Origin of the sequence: Mesorhizobium sp. M8A.F.Ca.ET.057.01.1.1, assembly GCF_003952565.1 — a bacterium.
Lineage (GTDB): Bacteria > Pseudomonadota > Alphaproteobacteria > Rhizobiales > Rhizobiaceae > Mesorhizobium.
This window is the reverse complement of record NZ_CP034454.1, coordinates 965,679-983,914: the sequence shown is the minus strand read 5'-3', so window position 1 is coordinate 983,914 and position 18,236 is coordinate 965,679. Positions and strand designations below refer to the sequence as shown.

Sequence of the window (18,236 nt, the reverse complement as noted above, 5' to 3'; positions counted from 1 at the left end):
AAATCTCCGAAACCCGGCGCTGCCCCTCCATCCGCTTGCCGGAACCTCCTCCCCGTATAGTGACGGGAGAAGGAAGCGCCCCACCCACGCTTTCTTAAGGTGTCTTCGCTACACCAAAGCGTGAAAAGAGGCGGAAAACGGGGAGAAACCGGGGTGCGCTTTTCCGCGGCCACGACTGCCGGGCGGTTCTTGCCGCAGCGTTTGGCGCTGCGCGTGGGGCCGCTGCTTGACCGCATCGACGCCGTGCTGTTCACCGCCGATGAGCGCGGCGAAGCCGGCCGCATGTCGGTCATCGCCTTCTCCATCCGCATCGTCAGCGCCGTCATCGCCTTCATCAGCCAGGTACTGATGGCACGCTGGATGGGCTCGTTCGAATACGGCATCTTCGTCCTGGTCTGGGTGACGATGGTCATCGTCGGAAATCTCGCCTGCCTCGGCTTCCACACATCGGTCATCCGCTTCATTCCCGAATACCGCGAACGCGGCCTGATGGACGAATTGCGCGGCATCGTCGTGGCCAGCCGCCTGTTCGTGCTGATCGCCTCCACCATCATCGCTGGGCTCGGCGCGCTCGGTGTATGGCTGTCGGCGCCGTGGATCGAAAACTACTACGTGATCCCGTTCATCCTCGGCGTCATCTGCCTGCCGATGATCGCGCTGTCGGATCTGTTGCAGGGCCAGGCCAGGGCGAACAGCTGGGCGCTTTTCGCCCTGTCGCCGACCTATCTGATACGACCAGTGCTGATCCTGCTGTTCATGGCGCTGATGCTTCTCGCCGGCTACGCGGCCGATGCCAGGACGGCGATCTTCGCCTCGATCGCCGCCACCTACGTCACCACGCTGTCTCAGTTGATCGGCGTTACCCAGCGCATGGAAAGGCAGATTCCGGCCGGCCCGATGAAAGTGCATTTCGCGCAATGGTTCGTCGTCTCGCTGCCGATCTTCCTGGTCGAGAGCTTCTTCTTCCTGCTCACCAATGCCGATGTGCTGATGGTCGGCGCCTATATGGATCCCAACGACGTCGCCGTCTATTTCGCCACGGTCAAAACGCTGGCGCTGGTGCATTTCGTCTATTTCGCGGTCAAGGCCGGCGTCGCCCAGCGCTACGCGCAGTTCACCCATGGCGAGCCGGAAAAGCTTGCCGCCTTCGCCCGCGAGACGGTGTCGTGGACGTTTTGGCCCTCGCTGCTGATGGCGTTCCTGGTGCTGGCGCTGGGCAAACCGATGCTGGTGTTGTTCGGCCCGGAATTCACGTCGGGCTATCCACTCCTGTTCCTGCTCGTCTTTGGCGTCGTGGCGCGGGCCGCCGTGGGTCCCTGCGAAAGCCTGCTCACCATGAGCGGCAACCAGAATGTCTGCGCCGCCGTCTATGCCATGACCCTGGCCTTCAACATCGGGCTCAACGTGGTGCTGATCCCGCTTTTCGGCCTGTGGGGCGCGGCCATGGCCACCGCCTTTGCCATGATCTTCGAGGCCGGCGCGCTGTCCTTCACGGTCTGGCGCAAGCTCGGCATCGTCATGGCGATCTTCGTGCCTGCCAAAGGAGCCGCCTGATGGCCGCCATCCCCTTGCTCGAGGAAACCAGCGGCGGTCCCGCCGGCGCCATGGTGTCCGGCCTTGCCGGGCTGGCGCGCGACGCCGATCCGGCCCATATCGAGATCCTCGCCAACAACCGGCCCGAGCGCAAACTCGCCATCTACCCGGCATCGGCCGGCTTCGACCTGGTCGAGGAACTGGACTATCTCTGCGCCCGCACGATCGAGCCGAACGTCTTCTTCAACCCGCGCTTCCTGGCGCCGGCCATGCCGCGGCTCGAAGACCGCGAGGTGCGTCTTGCGGTGATCCGCGACGGTGATGAATACCGCAACCGGCTGCGCCTGCTGGTGCCGATCTCGGTGGAACGGCCGGTGATACCGCTGGGCGTGCCGGTCATGCGCACATGGTCGAGCCCGTTCGGCCCGCTCGGCACGCCGCTGATCGACCGCGACGATCCGGTCGGCGTGGTCGAGGATTTCTTCTCGATGCTGTCGCGCCCGCATCTGAAGCTGCCTAAAGTCCTGGTCCTGCCTGACATCAGGCTCGACGGTCCTGTGGCGAGCCTGATCGGCAGCGTGGCCGAGACGCGCGGCCTGATGCTGGTCACCACGGGCCAGATCTCACGCCCCGTGCTGGAGAGCGAACTCGACGGCGACGATTATCTGAAGGCTTCGCTCAGCGCGCACCATTACCGCGAATTCCGCCGCCTGAAGCGGCGCCTCGGCGATCTCGGCAAGCTCGAGCATGTCGTGGCACGCGGCCCCGAGGAGATCCGTCACGCCATCGAGCACTTCCTGACGCTGGAAGCGTCCGGCTGGAAAGGCCGCGAGCGCACCGCCATGGCGATCGACCGCTTCCGCGCCGCCTTTGCCCGCGAGGCGGTGCACCGGCTCGCCGAACAGGACATGTGCCGCATCCATTCGCTGACGCTCGACGGCCGCACCATCGCTTGCCTGATCGTCTTCGTCGAAGCCGGCGTCGCCTACACCTGGAAGACCGCCTATGACGAGACGCTGGCAGTCTATTCGCCCGGCACGCTGCTGATGATCGAAGTCACCAGGCAGCATCTCGACGACCCCAACATCATGATGACCGATTCCTGCGCCGTCCCCGACCACCCGGTGATGAGCAGGCTGTGGAGCGAGCGCAAGCCGGTCGGCACACTGGTGATCGGGTTGACCAGGGATGCCGACCGTCTCGCCCGCCAGGCCGCCTCGCAGCTGCATCTCTACCGCGAGACCCGCAACATGGCGCGCCTGCTGCGCAACCGGATGAAGACTTTGCTGCGGCGACGGTAAGGGGTCCGTCGAGACGAGCTCGGCTGCGTTCAATCAGCTTGTCCCACAGCCGGCGTATCGCGTTCCGCAATGAAGGTCGCGGTTCTCGGCAGCAGCATTAATTCAGCTTGCCAAGAGTTGTGTCCAGCGATCACTCTCGAAGTGAAAAACAGATTCAGCTATTGAGTCGCCGATGACGAAACAAGATTCCGTCCCGATGAACGACCTCAAGCGGCTGTATCAACGCTACCAGGTCGAAATTGAACGTGAAGTAACGAGCACACTGCGCTCCGGATGGTGGCTCAACGGCGCGATGGGCAAGAAATTTGCAGCCAACTTTGCAGGCTTCATCGGTGTCTCGGATTGCGTTCTTGTGGCCAACGGAACGGACGCTCTCGAACTGGCCTTGGCCGCGGCTGTCGGGCGCAAAGGCGCTCGGGGGCGCGAAGTCATCACGGCTGCCAATGCCGGCGGCTACGCGAGTTGCGCCTGCTGGCACAACGACCTTGTCCCCCACTATGTCGACATCGATGCAGCCAGCCAGTTGATCAACGTTTCATCGGTTCTGGCCGCGGCCGGCACCGAAACCGCCGCCATCGTCGTCACGCATCTTTATGGCGGCGTCGTCGATGTCGGCGCCCTCAAAAGCGCACTTGCCGAGGCCGGTCTCTCCCATATTCCGATCGTCGAGGATTGTGCGCAGGCACATGGCGCACGCATCGGCGGGCGCGTGGCGGGTTCGCTCGCTGACGTGTCCACTTTCAGCTTCTACCCAACCAAGAACCTTGGCGCGACGGGTGACGGAGGCGCCGTTCTGACGTCGGACCCGGCGATCGCCGAACATGTGCGGCGGCTGCAGCAATATGGCTGGGTCTCAAAATATCATGTCGGCGTACCCCATGGCCGGAATTCCCGCATGGATGAGGTCCAGGCGGCCGTTCTCGATGTCTTTCTGCGTGATCTGGGCGATAGAAACGAACGACGCCGTGCTATTCTGGGCCGCTACAAGTCGGCGGCCAGGCGGCGGCTGCAATTCGTGGAAGGCGGTGACGGCTCGGTCGCGCATCTTGCCGTCGCCTTGTGCGACGAGCGCGATGCGTTCAGGATTTTCATGAAAGAGCATGGCGTCGACACCGAGATCCATTACCCCGTCCTTGACTGCGATCAGGTCGGCTGGGCAGGACTGCCGATGAAAGGAACCGAAGATCTGGTGGTCACACGGGCCAGCGTCAACCGTCTCTGCACCGTGCCATGCTATCCCGACATGACGAATGACGAGGTCGGCCAAGTCTGTCTGGCACTCGCCCAATGGGAGGCAATGTGACGACACGCACGATCGTTTTTCCGATCTACCGCAATCAGGCGAATATCCCCTCCCTGATGCAGGCGGTCGCCAATTTTCACGCCAGGTATGCGGGCGATATCGAGTTCGTCTTTGTCATCGATGGGTCGCCGGATGAATCGGGGCCCTTGCTTCTCAATGCGCTGAAGACCTCCGGCTTCGACTATAAAATCATCTTTCACAGCCGGAATTTCGGCTCTTTCACCGCCATTCGAACCGGTCTCGAACATGCTTCTGGCGAGCATGTCGCCGCCATGGCCGCCGACCTGCAAGAGCCGCCGGAACTGATCGTGGAGTTCTTCTCGATCCTGGAGAAGGATGGCGCCGACGTCGTATTCGGGCGCAGGACGGGCCGCAATGATCCGCCGGTAACGCGGTTTTTGTCGAAAGCGTTCTGGGCGGCCTACCGCAGGCTCGTCCTGCCCAGCATGCCGAGCGGTGGGGTCGATATCTTTGCCTGCAACCGCCAGGTGCTGGAAGCGATCCTGTCCATCGAGGAGCCCAACAGCTCGCTTGTCGTGCAATTGTTCTGGGTCGGCTTCAGGCGGGAATTCGTGCCCTATCGCCGTCGCGAACGAGAGCATGGGACGAGTGCGTGGAGCATGGCCCGTCGGTTCAGATACATGATGGACAGCATCTTTTCGTTCTCCGATTTCCCGATAATTCTGACCCTTTGGGTGGGCTTCGCGGGCTGCCTGCTCAGCCTGCTGTTTGCAGCCGTTACCGTCATGGCGCGGTTGCTCGGCAACATTGACGCGGCCGGCTACACAACGCTGGTGCTGCTGATCGTGGGCTTCGGATCGGCCAGCCTGATGGTCCAGGGCATTCTGGGCTGCTATCTCTGGCGGGCGGTTGAAAACACCAAGTCACGGCCCCTGCGAGTGATCAGCCGCGTCGTCGAGGGGACATCGAAATGACCGACAGGGCATTTTTTGTTCATGAGCAGGGCATCTGCGAAAGTCCGCATATCGGCCAGGGAACACGCATCTGGGCGTTTGCCCATGTTCTGCCGGGCGCCGTGATCGGTGCGGACTGCAACATCTGTGATCATGTTTTCATCGAGAACGACGTGGTGGTCGGTAATGACGTGACCATAAAAAGCGGCGTTCAATTGTGGGACGGCCTCCGCCTTGGGAACCGCGTGTTCGTCGGTCCAAACGCGACATTCACCAACGATCGTTTCCCGCGCTCGAAAGAGTATCCCGAGGCATTTCTTCTGACGACGGTGGAGGACGGCGCATCGATAGGCGCCAATGCGACCATCCTGCCAGGCATAGTCATCGGACGTCAGGCGATGATCGGCGCCGGCGCGGTGGTGACCAAGAATGTTCCCGCCAATGCCGTGGTGGTCGGAAATCCAGCCATCATCATCGGCTACCAGACCGGTCCGCAAATCCAGCCGACGGTGACGCAGACATTCCCCGATATGCCCGGCGAAAGAATGCCGCTTGGTATCGGCGGCAGCGAACTCTGGAGGCTGCCGCATTTTGGCGACCTGCGCGGCGAGATCGCACCGCTGGAGTTCGGTTCGAACCTGCCCTTCAAACCGGCGCGCTCCTTCTTGGTCTACGGTGTGCCTTCCGACAAGGTCAGGGGCGAGCACGCGCATCGCGAATGCCATCAATTCCTCATCGCGGCCCATGGCCGGCTTTCCGTTGTCCTCGACAACGGCCATGACAGAAAAGAGGTTTCTCTGGCCGAACCGTCGATCGGGCTCTACATGCCGCCGGGCATCTGGGGAATCCAGTACAAATTCCAGCCGGACACGGTCCTGCTGGTCATGGCTTCGCATCACTATGATGCGGGCGACTACATCAGGGACTATACGGATTTCCTCAGCGTAGTCGGACAGGACGGCCGTTGACCGAATGCGCGAAGACGCTGTCCGCTTCCTCGTCGCCGGTGGTCTCAACACAGCCTTGACCAGCCTCGTCTATTTTGCCGGCCTCGCTGTCCTGCCTTCAGGTCTTTCCTATGCCATTGCCTGGCTGGCAGGTCTGTTATTCGTCATGGTCTTCTATCCGAACCGCGTTTTCCCAGGCGGCCGCACCGCCCTTGCGGACCGGCTGGCGATGGGCGGCCTGGTGGTCGTCGTGTTCCTGATCGGATTGGCAAGCCTTCATTTTCTACGAGACATCCTCAAAAACGCGCTGGCCGCATACCTCGCCACCCTCGCCATCACCACAACTCTCAATTTCCTGGCCTCTCGATGGATATTTCGCAGGGCGCTCTGATCGAAGTTGTCTCGGCAGCATTTCGCCCCCGCATCATGACGACCGAATTGAACATCATATAGCGGGAGCAGGTTGCCGCAACGGCGCCAGCCTGCTGCTCTGAATTGTCCCGGATGAGCCGCGAGCGTGAAATCCCAACAGCCCTCATTGTCATCGGACAGCCATGCCTCACCGAGCTTGCCTGGACCATCCGCGGGCAAGCAAAAGTAAAACAGCAGCTGAACATGGAATGGTGCCCCTAGCCGGGATCGAACCAGCACTCCTTGCGGAACTCGATTTTGAGTCGAGCGCGTCTACCAATTCCGCCATAGGGGCTCAGGCCGGGCGGCCTGGATGGGCGCGGACTATACGGTCGGAGGCCTGTTCGTCAACTGGCCTGTTGCAGATTTGCCGATGTCGGCGCACTTGAACCCGCGCCTTACGATTTCGTAAACAGCGCTGCCATTGTGCGGCATGGAAAATCTTTCTAGACAGGCTCGCGTTCAAATGTCCGCGAAAGCGATGGCTGCGGCGCTTTAGGCCCTTGTCTCATGCATGCCGGTATCCGAGAACCGCAGCACGCACGACATCCACTAGGAGAGCCGATGCTTCGCGGACTGTACGACTGGACCTTGTCACTGGCGGCCCGCAAATCCGCCGAATGGTGGCTGGCCTTCATCGCCTTCGTCGAAAGCTCGGTATTCCTGGTGCCGGCCGACGTGCTCTATCTGCCGATGGCATTGTCGCGGCCGGACCGGGCCTATCGCTATGCCTTCATCGCCACCGTCGCTTCGGTGCTGGGCGGCATTGCCGGCTGGTTCATCGGCCACTACGCCTATGACGCGGTGGCGCGGCCTATCCTCGAATTCTACGGCAAGTATGACGAGTTCGAACAGTTGCGCTCCTCCGCGGGCGTAAGCATCGAGTTCATCGCCTTGATGCTGGTCACCTCGGGTGCCGCGCATCTGCCGCCGATCAAGGTGGTGACGATCCTGTCCGGCGCCCTGGGCGTCAACCTGGCGCTGTTCATCGTGCTGGCCATCATCGCGCGTGGCGGCCGCTTCCTGCTCCTGGCGTGGCTTTTGCGCCGCTATGGCGAGCCAATCCGCGAATTCATCGAAAAGCGCCTGGGCCTGATCGCCGGCGCCGCCGCGGTTGCCCTGATTTTGCTCTATATCCTGATCAAATACGCCATCTGAGGCCCTCTCAAAACCGGGTGACTGTTTTGAGAGCGGCAGGCGGACCTGGCGGGCGGCGAACACAACGGACGATAGAACCATGACAGCGACCATGAATGCCGATACCGGACGCCAGCGGACACGCGCTGCCTTGTTTCTCGCGGTCGCGATGGCCGCGACCGTTGGCTCGGCGCTCGGCTTCCAGCACATTGGCGGCTACATCCCCTGCCATCTCTGTCTGGAACAGCGCACGCCGTATTACATCGGCGTGCCCTTGATGGTGCTGGCGGTGATCGCATCGATGCTGCGCGCACCGGCATGGGTGACGCGCGGCCTGCTGGCCATCGGCGGCCTCTTGATGCTCTACGGCCTTTATCTCGGCGTCTATCACTCCGGCGTCGAATGGGCCTGGTGGCAGGGTCCCGCCGATTGCACGGCCGGCGCCGGCCCGGTCGACACCGGCGGCAAAGGCGTGCTCGACGCGCTCGACAAATTCGTGCCGCCCTCCTGCGACAAGGCCGCACTGCGCATCCTTGGCCTGTCACTGGCCGGCTGGAACGCCATCGCCAGCCTGATCCTCGCCGCCGTCGCCTTCCGCGGCGCATTTTCGCGAGATTGAACCAGCGCGACGCAGAGTTCGTCCAGAAATTCGGCAGGCTGAGTCGGATGGCGCGGGTTTCTAAATTCGAGCCAGGTCGGAAGCCGGCAGCCAAACGCGAAGCCGCTGACAAGTAAGCACGATCGGACTGATCCCATACCGGAGCAGTCTCGAATGAACTCTATGGCTCCAGTTCGACATCCCAGTAGAGATAATCCATCCAGCTTTCATGCAGATGGTTGGGTGGGAACAGCCGGCCGTTGTTGTGCAGATCATGCACGGTCGGCTGGTAGGGCTTCTGCAGAGGAAACATCTTGGCATGCGCCGGCATCATGCCGCCCTTCCTCAGATTACAGGGCGAACAGGCGGCGACGACGTTCTCCCACGTCGTAGCGCCGCCGCGATGGCGGGGGATGACGTGGTCGAAGGTCAGGTCCTCGGGCGTGCCGCAATATTGGCACTGGAAGCGGTCGCGCAGGAAGACGTTGAAGCGGGTGAACGCCGGGTGCCTCGACGGCTTCACATAGGCCTTCAGGCTGACCACGCTCGGCAGCTTCATCGAGAAGGTCGGCGAGGACACCGCGTGCTCGTATTCGGCGACGATGTTCACCCGGTCGAGGAATACCGCCTTGATGGCGTCCTGCCAGGACCAGAGCGACAAGGGGTAATAGCTGAGCGGACGGTAATCCGCATTCAGCACCAGCGCTGGAAGCCCATCCGGAGATACGGCAACCGTCACCTTGTTGACCTCCTTGGTTCGCACATGGTCCCGAAAATCGAATTCGACTTTCGGAAAGGGTCACGTGCTGCTTCAAAAGCCCGACCGTTCGGCGCGGATACTGTAAGCCTGACATGACAGGGATGTGAAGCGGATTGTCGCGGTCGCGACGTGCCAAAAACACATGATTTTTATGCTTTTTGCGGATTTAGGCCGGCGGTGCGGCGTCCCGGCCCTGGTTTCACGATAATAGGACCAGAAAAGCCGCGATGCGACACCTCGCCACGGGCTCCATGATTCGGCCAAGGCGATCAGAGTTTTCTCAGGCGGGCGCGGGTCGATGCCGAGAGCGTGGCCGACGGCGCTCTGCAGGGCGACGTCACGCGCCGGGAAAATATCGGGGTGTCCGGCGGCAAACAACAGATACACTTCCGCCGTCCAGGGGCCGATACCAGGTACCGCGGTCATTGCCGCGATCGCTTCCCCGGCGTCGAGCGAACAGAGATGATGCAGGTCGAGGCCGTCGGCCACGGCTTGGGCGGCCGCGATAAGACCACGCTGCTTGGGCCGCGACAGGCCGGCCTCGCGAAACATGTCCTCGCCGGCGGCAAGGATAGCCCGCGGCGTTAGCGGATCGACCAGTTTCGTCAGCCGGGCGAAGATGGCATCGGCACTCGCCCGGGAAACTTGCTGCGACACGATGATCGAGGCGAGGCTCCTGAACCCGGGCTCCGAAAGCCTGAGCGGCACCTCGCCGGCCATGCCGCGCACTTTTTCCAGGCGCGGATCGATGATGCAAAGCGCATCCAGCCCCCGTTCAACGTCGTCCAGTGTCGCGATGCGCTGCATGGTATCCTTGTCCGCGAATGTGCCGCAAAGTAGCAACGGCCAAAACCGCAGCACAACCCGATTGCCGCCCGAGACATGACGCTCCTGACATTCCGCTTCGCGCCCAGCCCCAATGGCGAACTGCATCTGGGCCACGCCTATTCGGCGTTGCTCAACCAGAAGCTGGCAAAGGCGTTAGGCGGCCGTCTGCTGCTGCGTATCGAGGATATCGACACCACGCGCTGCACGCCGGAGTTCGAGGCGGGCATGCTTGCCGACCTGAAATGGCTGGGCCTTGGCTGGGAAGAGCCGGTGCGCCGCCAGTCCGAGCATTTCGCGGAATATGGGACGGTGCTGGAGCGCCTGATCCGCGAGGAACTGGTCTATCCCGCCTTCATGAGCCGTGGCGAGATCAGGGCTTTCATCGCCGACAGCGAAATGCGCGGACGCGACTGGCCGCGCGATCCCGACGGTGTGCCGCTCTATCCGCCAGCCGACAAGGCATTGCCGATGAAGGAACGCAAGCGGCGGATTGCCGAGAATGCGCCGTTCGCCTGGCGGCTGGACGTCGGCGCCGCCATGGCGCATGCCGGCAAGGACCTCGCATGGGCCGAATTCACCGATGAGACGCTATCCGCGACGCGCCCGGTCGAGGCCCGTCCGCAGGACTGGGGCGACGTGATCGTGGCGCGCCGCGACATCCCGACAAGCTACCACCTCGCCGTCGTCATCGACGACGCCCTGCAAGGCGTCAGCCATGTCGTGCGCGGACAAGACCTGTTTTCCGCCACAGGGGTGCAGCGCCTGCTTCAGGAATTGCTTGGGCTACCGCAGCCCAGCTACTTCCACCATCTGCTCATCCTCGGGCCAGACGGCCGAAAACTGTCGAAGAGCCTTGGCGATACCGGACTTGCCGCCTTGCGTGATGCCGGCACGACGCCAGACGACATCAGGCGGACGATCGGGCTCTGAGCCCGGCAATCCTTGGGAGACACCTTTTTGAGCCCATCACCCGTTGAATTCCGGTGATGTATGGATCAACGGTTTGGTTTTGCGCGCCAGGTTGAACAGGGTTAGAGCATCGCCACGGTCAATTCTCACCAGTGGCGGTCTCCGGAAAAAATGCACAGCATCAAGCGGTTCATCCCCGCCACCTTCGTTGTCTTGTGGGCAACCGGCTTCATCGGCGCCCGCTACGCCATGCCGTGGGCGGAGCCATTCACCTTCCTCGCGGCGCGTTTCGTCATAGCCGCCATTCTGCTGGCAGTGCTGATGCTTGTGCTGGGCTCGAAGCGAGCCACCCGCGAGGAGGCGCTGCATGCCACCGGTGCGGGCGTGCTGATGCATGGCGTCTATCTCGGCGCCGTCTTCTGGGCCATTCATAGGGGCATGCCGGCCGGTTTTTCGGCGCTCATCGTCGGCCTGCAGCCGCTGATCACCGCAGTGCTTGCCGGCAAGTTTCTGGGCGAGGCCATTCTGCCGCGCCACTGGCTTGGCCTTGGCATCGGTCTGATCGGTATCGTCATCGTGCTGTGGCCAAAACTCGGTGCGCTCGGCGGCGGCGTGACGGCGGCGACGCTGACCGCCTCGCTGGTCTCGGTGCTCGGCATGAGCGCCGGAACCATCTGGCAGAAGCGCTTTGCCTCCGGCGGCGACCTCGTCGCGGCCACCATGTGGCAATATGTCGGCGGCGCCTCGCTGATGATCGTGGCCGCGCTCGCCTTCGAAACTCACGCCGTCGTCATCAACGGCGAACTGATCTTCGCCATGGCCTGGCTGGTGCTGGTGCTGTCGCTCGGCGCCATCTTCCTGTTGATGGTGATGATCCGCGACGGCGAGATGTCGAAAGTGGCGTCGTTGTTCTACCTTGTGCCGGCGGTGACGGCCATCATCGCCTGGGCCCTGTTCAACGAACAGCTCAACGCACTTCAAATCGCCGGCATGGCGATCACCACCTTTGGCGTGGGTCTGGCAACGGCGCGACCGGCCAGGTGAGGAATTGAGGAATTGCAGAACTGAGGAATTGAGGAATTGAAGAAAAAAGGCGCCATATCCGGCGCCATGTGCTTCTTCCTCAATTCCTCATTTCTTCAATTCCTCGGTTCTTCAATTCGGCCGGTCAGCCGACCCGGGCACGCGCCTCCAGATAGCGGCTGATCGCGGCGTTGAGTTCGCCGCCGAGGATGAAGATCGCCGAGACGATGTAGAGGAAAACCACTGCGATCATGATCGAGGCGAGACCGGCATAGGTCGTCACATAGGACGAGAAATGGTCGAGATAGGTGGCAAACATCGTCGAGCCGATAAGCCATGCGGCCAGCGTGAAGATGATGCCCGGCACCAGCGAGACGAAACGGCGCTTGCCGGCCGGCAGCCAGTAGTGAACGGCAAAAAGTCCGCCGATGATGACGGTCGAGGCAATGACGTAACGCCACAGCGTGATCGTGCCCGTATAGGGTTTGATCCACTCGAAATGGGCTTCCGCCAGCCGCGCCAGCAGGGGCGCGAACACCAGAAGCACGCTGATCGCCAGGAACCCGGCGGTCGCGATCAGCACGAAGAAGATGCTCTGCACCCGGCGGTAGATGATGCCGCGCGTCTCGGTGACCCTATAGGCGCGGTTGAGTGACGTGCGCAGCGCCTCGATGCCGTTCGAGGCGAAATAGGCGGCAAGCAGCACGCCATAGGTCAACAGGTCGCTGCGCCTGACGGTCAGCACGTTGAGCACTTCATGCGCGATCGGTTTGGCGATCTGCTCGGGCCATGTGTCGAAGACCAGATGCACCGCCGTGTCGGCGAACGCCTGGGCGCCGAGGAAGCTGCCCAGCGTCGTGGCGAAGATCAGGAACGGAAACAGCGCCATCAGCGAGGTGATCGCCAGATGGCTGGCCATCGCCCAGCCGTCATCGGTGTTGAAATGGCCGAGCGCGTCGTAGAGCACGCGACGCAGGGCGACAATATTCCGCAGCAAGAACGCGCGCTCCCTTCGATTGTCTCGACGCCGCGAATATGGGAAGGGAATGCGGCAAATGGCAACCCTTCGTCAAACTCCGAATTCTCCAGCGGCAGAGTTGCGCACCATCATCGTCACCGGTGCGTCTTCCGGCATAGGCGCCTATTGCGCCCGCGCATTGAAGGCCGAGGGCTGGCGGGTGTTCGCGACGGCGCGCAGGCCGCAAGACATCGCCGCGCTCAAAGCGGACGGAATTGAGGCTTTCTATCTCGACTACACTGAACCGGCATCAATCGGCGCCCTGGCATCGGCCGTGCTCGAGCGCACCGGCGGCAAGCTCGATGCCCTGTTCAACAACGGCGCTTACGCCCAGGCTGGCGCCGTCGAGGATCTGTCGGTTGCGGCACTCAAAGAGCAGTTCGAGGCCAATTTCTTCGGCTGGCACGACCTGACCCGCCGTCTGGTTCCGGTGATGCGCCGCCAGGGCCACGGCCGCCTCGTCCATTGCTCGTCGATCCTGGGTCTCGTGCCGGTGCGCTTCCGTGGCGCCTATTCGGCATCCAAGCATGCCTTGGAGGCCTTGATGCTCTGCCAGCGCCAGGAACTGGCCGGCAGCGGCATCCATGTCTCGCTAATCGAGCCGGGGCCGGTGAAATCGAAGATCGCCACCAATGGCCTTCCGTGGTTCCTCAGAAATATCGACCATGAGAATTCCGTGCATCGCGCCGACTATGCCGCGCAGCTGGAGCGCATGCGCGCCGGCGGCAGCCAATCGGCACTGAAGCCCGGGCCGGAAGTGGTCCACAAGGTGCTTCGCCATGCACTTCTGTCACGGCACCCGCGCCCACACTATGTGGTAACAATGTCGGCCAGGATCGGGGCCGTGCTCAAACGCATCCTGCCTGCATCGATGCTACACCGCCTGCTCGCCAGGCGCGCTTGAACAAGAGAAGAACTGGAAACGCAAAATGGCCACCGTCTTCAACATCCTTGCCATTCTGGTCATGGCCGCCGTGGTGGTCGTGCTGATCAGGGGCCTCATCAACATGATGCGCGGCGGCTCCGGTGTGACCTCCAACAAGCTGATGCAAGCCCGCGTTCTGCTGCAGGCCGTGGCGCTGGCGCTGATCCTGCTGGCCGTGTATTTCACCCGCAAGTGAGGACCTTTCGGGAGGCGATGTGGTCAAGCTCAACAAGATCTACACCCGCACCGGCGACGACGGCACAACCGGTCTCGGCACGGGTGAGCGGCGGCTGAAATCCGACCTCCGGGTGGACGCCTATGGCACGGTCGACGAAGCCAATGCCTGTATCGGCATGGCCCGCGTGCATACCGCACAGAGCCATCAGGCGATCGACGCCATGCTTGGCCGCATCCAGAACGACCTTTTCGACCTCGGCGCCGACCTCGCCGTGCCTGATGACGGCAAGCCGCTCGGCTACGAGCCGCTGCGCATCGTTGCCGCACAGACCGACCGTGTCGAGCACGACATCGACCTCCTCAACAAAAACCTCCAGCCGCTGAAATCCTTCGTGCTGAACGGCGGCACGCCGGCGGCCGCCGCCCTCCATCTCGCCCGCACCGTGGCCAGGCGAGCCGAGCGGCTGATGGTGGCCCTGGCGCAGGACCCGGCCGAACACGTCAACCGCGACGGGCTGAAGTATATCAACCGCGTCTCGGATTTCCTGTTTGTCGCCGCCCGGGTGGTCAATGACAATGGAAATACCGACGTGCTATGGGTTCCCGGCAAGAACTGCTGAACGGACCGAAAGGCGGGAGGGGGCCGACGACCGATGTTCATCCCGCTTTACGACACCAACAGGCTGCGCCATATCAGGCTGCAATATGTAACGATCGGGCTGATCGTCGCCAACGCGGTGATCTATTGCGCCACGGCGCTCGGCGGCAAGGACTTCACCAATGCCGCCGTGCTTGGCCTCGGCTTCATCCCTTCCGTCGTTCACGACACGGCCGAACTCGACCCCCGCTTCGTCATCATCCCCGAGAGCCTGAGCTACCTCACCTACTCTTTCCTGCATGCCGACATTTTCCATCTCGGCGGCAACATGCTGTTCCTTTGGGTGTTCGGCGACAATGTCGAGGACGCGCTCGGCCATATCCGCTACCTGATCTTCTATCTCCTGTGCGCCATCGCCGGAGCCGCTTTTCAGGGGCTCATCGCCTGGGATTCGCAAGCGCCGCTGATCGGCGCCTCGGGCGCCATTGCCGGCGTGGTCGTCGCCTACCTGATCCTCTATCCCAGGGTGAAGGTGTGGGTTCTTGCCTTTGCCCGCATCCCTTTGCGCATTCCAGCCTTCATCCCGCTCATACTTTGGGTGGCGTTCCAGGTCGTCATGTTCGCGGCCGGCGGCGAGGATCAGATCTCCTGGGCCTGCCACATCGGCGGCATCATTGCCGGCGCTGTCCTGGTGCTGGTCCTGCGCAGTCGCGGCGTGCCGCTATTTGCCCCCGCCGACGAGGATGCCGTGGCTCCGACCCCCGAACAGCCGCCGGCCGTTGGCGAACCAGCGACGCCCCAAACGTCCGCCACCACGGCGCGCTGGGGCAGAGGGAACCCTTCTGGCCCAAACTGAACCGATTTGAGCAGCTTCCAGCGTATTGACGGCAAGGGTTGCCACAATTACGGAAACGTCTCCGTCGCAGCCCAAGGCGGGCAAAGACCAGAATGGCCAGAATTCCGTCTGGCCGGAATTCAGTCAGGAATGTCGGCTTTCGACAACTCAGAAAGGGCGCAGGCTGCTATAGCGCGCCCAACTAGCGTGAAGAGGTGACAGGCAAATGAAGATCCTTGTGCCCGTGAAGCGGGTTGTGGACGCGAATGTGAAGGTTCGCGTGAAGGCCGATGGTTCGGCGGTGGAACTCGCCAACGTCAAGATGGCGATGAACCCGTTCGACGAGATCGCGGTCGAGGAAGCGATCCGGATCAAGGAAGCCGGCAAGGCCGAAGAGATCATCGTCGTGTCGATCGGCCCGCAGCAGGCGCAGGAAACACTGCGCACCGCGCTCGCCATGGGCGCCGACCGCGCCATCCTGGTCAAGACCGACGAGCAGACCGAGCCGCTCGGCGTCGCCAAGGTGCTGAAGGGCGTGGTCGAGGCGGAGAAGCCGGGCCTTGTCATCCTCGGCAAGCAGGCGATCGACGATGATTCCAACCAGACCGGCCAGATGCTGGCCGCGCTCCTGGGCTGGGCCCAAGGGACATTCGCCTCCAAGGTCGTGCTCGAAGGCGACAAGGCCAAGGTAACGCGCGAAGTCGACGGCGGCTTGCAGACGGTGGAGCTGAAGATGCCGGTGATCGTCACCGCCGACCTTCGCCTCAACCAGCCGCGCTATGCCTCGCTGCCCAACATCATGAAGGCCAAGAAGAAGCCGCTGGATGAGAAGAGCCCGGCCGACTACGGCGCCGACGTCAAGCCGCGCCTGAAGGTGATCAAGACCGAGGAGCCAGGTGGCCGCAAGGCGGGCGTCAAGGTCAAGAGCGTCGCCGAACTGGTCGACAAGCTCAAGAACGAAGCCGGCGTTTTGTAAGCGATCGGGAAAGGAACAGATAAATGGCAATTCTCCTCATCGCCGAACACGACAACGCCACCCTTTCCGACCAGACCGCCAAGGCGCTTTCGGCCGCCCTGCAGATCGGCTCGGACGTTCATGTGCTGGTGGCCGGCAAAGGCGCCAAGGCTGCTGCCGATGCAGCCGCGAAGCTGAAGGGCGTCGGCAAGGTGCTGCTCGCCGAGGCCGACGAACTCGCCGAGCGCCTGGCCGAGCCGTCGGCGGCAGTGGTCGTCTCGCTGGCTGGCGCCTACGACACGATCATCGCGCCGGCGACGTCCGCGGGCAAGAACATCGCGCCTCGCGTCGCGGCCCTGCTCGATGTTGCGCAGGTCTCCGAGATCATCGAAGTCGTGTCGCCTGACACCTTCAAGCGGCCGATCTATGCCGGCAACGCCATCCAGACGGTACAGTCGACCGATGCCAAGAAGGTCATCACCGTGCGCACCGCTTCCTTCCAGGCGGCACCCGAGGGTGGTTCGGCTTCGGTCGAGACGGTTCACGCGGCGGCCAATCCCGGCCTGTCCACCTTCGTCGAGAACAAGCTGTCGGAGACCGACCGTCCGGAGCTGACCTCGGCCAAGATCATCATCTCGGGCGGCCGCGCGCTCGGTTCCTCGGAAAAATTCCAGGAAGTCATCCTGCCGGTCGCCGACAAGCTCGGTGCCGCCGTCGGCGCTTCCCGCGCCGCCGTCGATGCGGGCTATGCGCCGAACGACTGGCAGGTCGGCCAGACCGGCAAGGTGGTCGCCCCCGATCTCTACATTGCGGTCGGCATCTCCGGCGCCATTCAGCACCTCGCCGGCATGAAGGATTCCAAGGTTATCGTCGCCATCAACAAGGACGAGGAAGCCCCGATCTTCCAGGTTGCCGATTACGGCCTCGTCGGCGATCTCTTCGTCGTCCTGCCGGAGTTGCAGAAGGCGCTTTGACGCTTCCGCGCAACCGTATTAAATTACCAGGGGTGGGGTAGACGAAGTCGCCCCACCCTTTTAGTTTGCACCGCACAATAAGCAGGCCACAAAGGCTGAGAGCAATTCCAGCGGCAGTGCGCAGGGGTTTTTGCGCCGGGAATTGCGGGAAAACAAAGAGATGGGGCGGTTCGCGATTGTGGCGAAGAACGCTCCGGACGGGATCGGGTAATGAGCAAGATCGAGACGATCGGCATCATCGGTGCGGGCCAGATGGGCGGCGGCATCGCCCACGTCTCCGCACTTTCGGGCTACAAGGTGCTGATCTACGATATATCGCCCGAGCGTATCGAAAAGGGCATCGCCACCATCAGCGGCAACATGGCCCGTCAGGTGGGATCCGGCAAGCTAGACGAGAAGCTCCGCAACCAGGCCATGGCACGCATCGTATCGGCACCGGCGATGGCCGATCTTGCCGGCGCCGATCTGGTGATCGAGGCGGCGACCGAGGACGAAACCGTCAAGCGCAAGATCTATGCGCAGCTCTGCCCGCAACTCAACCCCGAAGCGATCCTGGCGACCAACACCTCGTCGATTTCGATCACAAGGCTAGCCGCGCAGACCGACCGGCCGGAGCGCTTCATCGGCATTCATTTCATGAACCCGGTTCCGCTGATGAAGCTGGTCGAACTGGTGCGCGGCATCGCCACCGAGGACCAGACCTTCGAGGCGGCGAAGACCTATGTGAAGCAGCTCGACAAGACGATCACGGTCTCGGAGGATTTCCCGGCCTTCATCGTCAACCGCATCCTTCTGCCGATGATCAACGAGGCGATCTATACCCTCTATGAGGGCGTCGGCTCGGTCGATGCCATCGACACCGCCATGCGGCTCGGCGCCAACCATCCGATGGGACCGCTGCAGCTTGCCGATTTCATCGGCCTCGACACCTGCCTGTCGATCATGCAGGTGCTGCATGACGGCCTGTCGGATTCGAAGTACCGCCCCTGCCCGCTGCTGGTCAAATATGTCGAGGCCGGCTGGCTCGGCCGCAAGACCGGACGCGGCTTTTACGACTATCGCGGCGAGCACCCCGTTCCGACACGCTGAC

General features: G+C 62.6%; 19 protein-coding genes, 1 tRNA gene and 1 pseudogene. 17 read left to right on the top strand and 4 right to left on the bottom strand.

Annotated features, from left to right (window positions below):
- The first annotated feature begins 153 nt into the window (after nucleotides 1-153).
- From EJ077_RS04570 to EJ077_RS04545, 6 genes are all read left to right on the top strand, one after another.
- Nucleotides 154-1,554 (top strand): lipopolysaccharide biosynthesis protein, encoded by a 1,401-nt coding sequence (locus EJ077_RS04570; RefSeq protein WP_208699971.1) that lies wholly within the window; start codon nucleotides 154-156, stop codon nucleotides 1,552-1,554.
- Entirely contained in the window at nucleotides 1,554-2,834 is a 1,281-nt protein-coding gene (locus tag EJ077_RS04565) for a GNAT family N-acetyltransferase (protein ID WP_208699969.1), read from the top strand. The genes EJ077_RS04570 and EJ077_RS04565 overlap by 1 nt, the downstream gene beginning before the upstream one ends.
- 172 nt (nucleotides 2,835-3,006) lie before the next feature.
- Nucleotides 3,007-4,137: a DegT/DnrJ/EryC1/StrS family aminotransferase gene (locus EJ077_RS04560; RefSeq protein ID WP_208699967.1), complete on the top strand. Its 1,131-nt coding sequence runs from the start codon at nucleotides 3,007-3,009 to the stop codon at nucleotides 4,135-4,137.
- On the top strand, nucleotides 4,134-5,072 hold the full coding sequence (locus EJ077_RS04555; protein WP_210212151.1) for a glycosyltransferase family 2 protein: 939 nt from the start codon (nucleotides 4,134-4,136) through the stop codon (nucleotides 5,070-5,072). Before EJ077_RS04560 ends, EJ077_RS04555 begins: the two co-directional genes overlap by 4 nt.
- A complete protein-coding gene (locus tag EJ077_RS04550) occupies nucleotides 5,069-6,019 on the top strand; it encodes a WxcM-like domain-containing protein (RefSeq protein WP_208699965.1) in 951 nt (316 codons plus the stop codon). Before EJ077_RS04555 ends, EJ077_RS04550 begins: the two co-directional genes overlap by 4 nt.
- Before the next feature lie 4 nt (nucleotides 6,020-6,023).
- Nucleotides 6,024-6,389 (top strand): GtrA family protein, encoded by a 366-nt coding sequence (locus EJ077_RS04545; protein ID WP_208699963.1) that lies wholly within the window; start codon nucleotides 6,024-6,026, stop codon nucleotides 6,387-6,389.
- A gap of 230 nt (nucleotides 6,390-6,619) precedes the next feature.
- Here the strand turns inward: EJ077_RS04545 and EJ077_RS04540 are convergent.
- Nucleotides 6,620-6,704, bottom strand: a tRNA-Leu gene (locus EJ077_RS04540).
- Between the two features lie 269 nt (nucleotides 6,705-6,973).
- Here EJ077_RS04540 and EJ077_RS04535 point away from each other — a divergent pair.
- Nucleotides 6,974-7,567, top strand: a complete 594-nt coding sequence (locus tag EJ077_RS04535) for a YqaA family protein (RefSeq protein WP_208699961.1) — start codon at nucleotides 6,974-6,976, stop codon at nucleotides 7,565-7,567.
- A 79-nt stretch (nucleotides 7,568-7,646) separates the two neighbouring features.
- A complete protein-coding gene (locus EJ077_RS04530) occupies nucleotides 7,647-8,165 on the top strand; it encodes a disulfide bond formation protein B (protein ID WP_127872244.1) in 519 nt (172 codons plus the stop codon).
- 160 nt (nucleotides 8,166-8,325) lie between these two features.
- On the opposite strand, the gene EJ077_RS04525 is transcribed toward EJ077_RS04530, so the two are convergent.
- A complete protein-coding gene (locus EJ077_RS04525; RefSeq protein ID WP_027031236.1) occupies nucleotides 8,326-8,883 on the bottom strand; it encodes an HNH endonuclease in 558 nt (185 codons plus the stop codon).
- Between the two features lie 187 nt (nucleotides 8,884-9,070).
- Nucleotides 9,071-9,711, bottom strand: a pseudogene (locus tag EJ077_RS04520) (DNA-3-methyladenine glycosylase).
- A gap of 75 nt (nucleotides 9,712-9,786) precedes the next feature.
- On the opposite strand from EJ077_RS04520, the gene gluQRS reads away from it, so the two are divergent.
- Nucleotides 9,787-10,662, top strand: a complete 876-nt coding sequence (gene gluQRS, locus EJ077_RS04515) for a tRNA glutamyl-Q(34) synthetase GluQRS (RefSeq protein WP_208699959.1) — start codon at nucleotides 9,787-9,789, stop codon at nucleotides 10,660-10,662.
- 150 nt (nucleotides 10,663-10,812) lie between these two features.
- On the top strand, nucleotides 10,813-11,685 hold the full coding sequence (locus tag EJ077_RS04510; protein ID WP_208699957.1) for a DMT family transporter: 873 nt from the start codon (nucleotides 10,813-10,815) through the stop codon (nucleotides 11,683-11,685).
- A gap of 124 nt (nucleotides 11,686-11,809) precedes the next feature.
- Here EJ077_RS04510 and EJ077_RS04505 read toward each other — a convergent pair whose 3' ends face one another.
- Nucleotides 11,810-12,661 (bottom strand): YihY/virulence factor BrkB family protein, encoded by an 852-nt coding sequence (locus tag EJ077_RS04505; protein WP_127277868.1) that lies wholly within the window; start codon nucleotides 12,659-12,661, stop codon nucleotides 11,810-11,812.
- Nucleotides 12,662-12,719: 58 nt separating this feature from the next.
- Here EJ077_RS04505 and EJ077_RS04500 point away from each other — a divergent pair, with 58 nt between their 5' ends.
- The 7 genes from EJ077_RS04500 (at nucleotide 12,720) to EJ077_RS04470 (ending at nucleotide 18,235) form a co-directional block, all read left to right on the top strand.
- Nucleotides 12,720-13,586, top strand: coding sequence for an SDR family oxidoreductase (locus tag EJ077_RS04500; RefSeq protein WP_208699954.1), 867 nt, complete (start codon nucleotides 12,720-12,722; stop codon nucleotides 13,584-13,586).
- Between the two features lie 25 nt (nucleotides 13,587-13,611).
- Nucleotides 13,612-13,803, top strand: coding sequence for a twin transmembrane helix small protein (locus tag EJ077_RS04495; protein WP_127277870.1), 192 nt, complete (start codon nucleotides 13,612-13,614; stop codon nucleotides 13,801-13,803).
- A gap of 19 nt (nucleotides 13,804-13,822) precedes the next feature.
- Nucleotides 13,823-14,404, top strand: a complete 582-nt coding sequence (locus tag EJ077_RS04490) for a cob(I)yrinic acid a,c-diamide adenosyltransferase (RefSeq protein WP_208699952.1) — start codon at nucleotides 13,823-13,825, stop codon at nucleotides 14,402-14,404.
- Nucleotides 14,405-14,437: 33 nt separating this feature from the next.
- Complete coding sequence (locus EJ077_RS04485) at nucleotides 14,438-15,238, top strand: rhomboid family intramembrane serine protease (RefSeq protein WP_208699950.1); 801 nt, start codon at nucleotides 14,438-14,440, stop codon at nucleotides 15,236-15,238.
- Between the two features lie 205 nt (nucleotides 15,239-15,443).
- Entirely contained in the window at nucleotides 15,444-16,193 is a 750-nt protein-coding gene (locus tag EJ077_RS04480; RefSeq protein WP_208699948.1) for an electron transfer flavoprotein subunit beta/FixA family protein, read from the top strand.
- Nucleotides 16,194-16,216: 23 nt separating this feature from the next.
- Nucleotides 16,217-17,146 (top strand): electron transfer flavoprotein subunit alpha/FixB family protein, encoded by a 930-nt coding sequence (locus EJ077_RS04475; RefSeq protein WP_208699946.1) that lies wholly within the window; start codon nucleotides 16,217-16,219, stop codon nucleotides 17,144-17,146.
- A 210-nt stretch (nucleotides 17,147-17,356) separates the two neighbouring features.
- Nucleotides 17,357-18,235, top strand: a complete 879-nt coding sequence (locus tag EJ077_RS04470; RefSeq protein WP_208699944.1) for a 3-hydroxybutyryl-CoA dehydrogenase — start codon at nucleotides 17,357-17,359, stop codon at nucleotides 18,233-18,235.
- The last annotated feature ends 1 nt before the right edge of the window (nucleotide 18,236 follow it).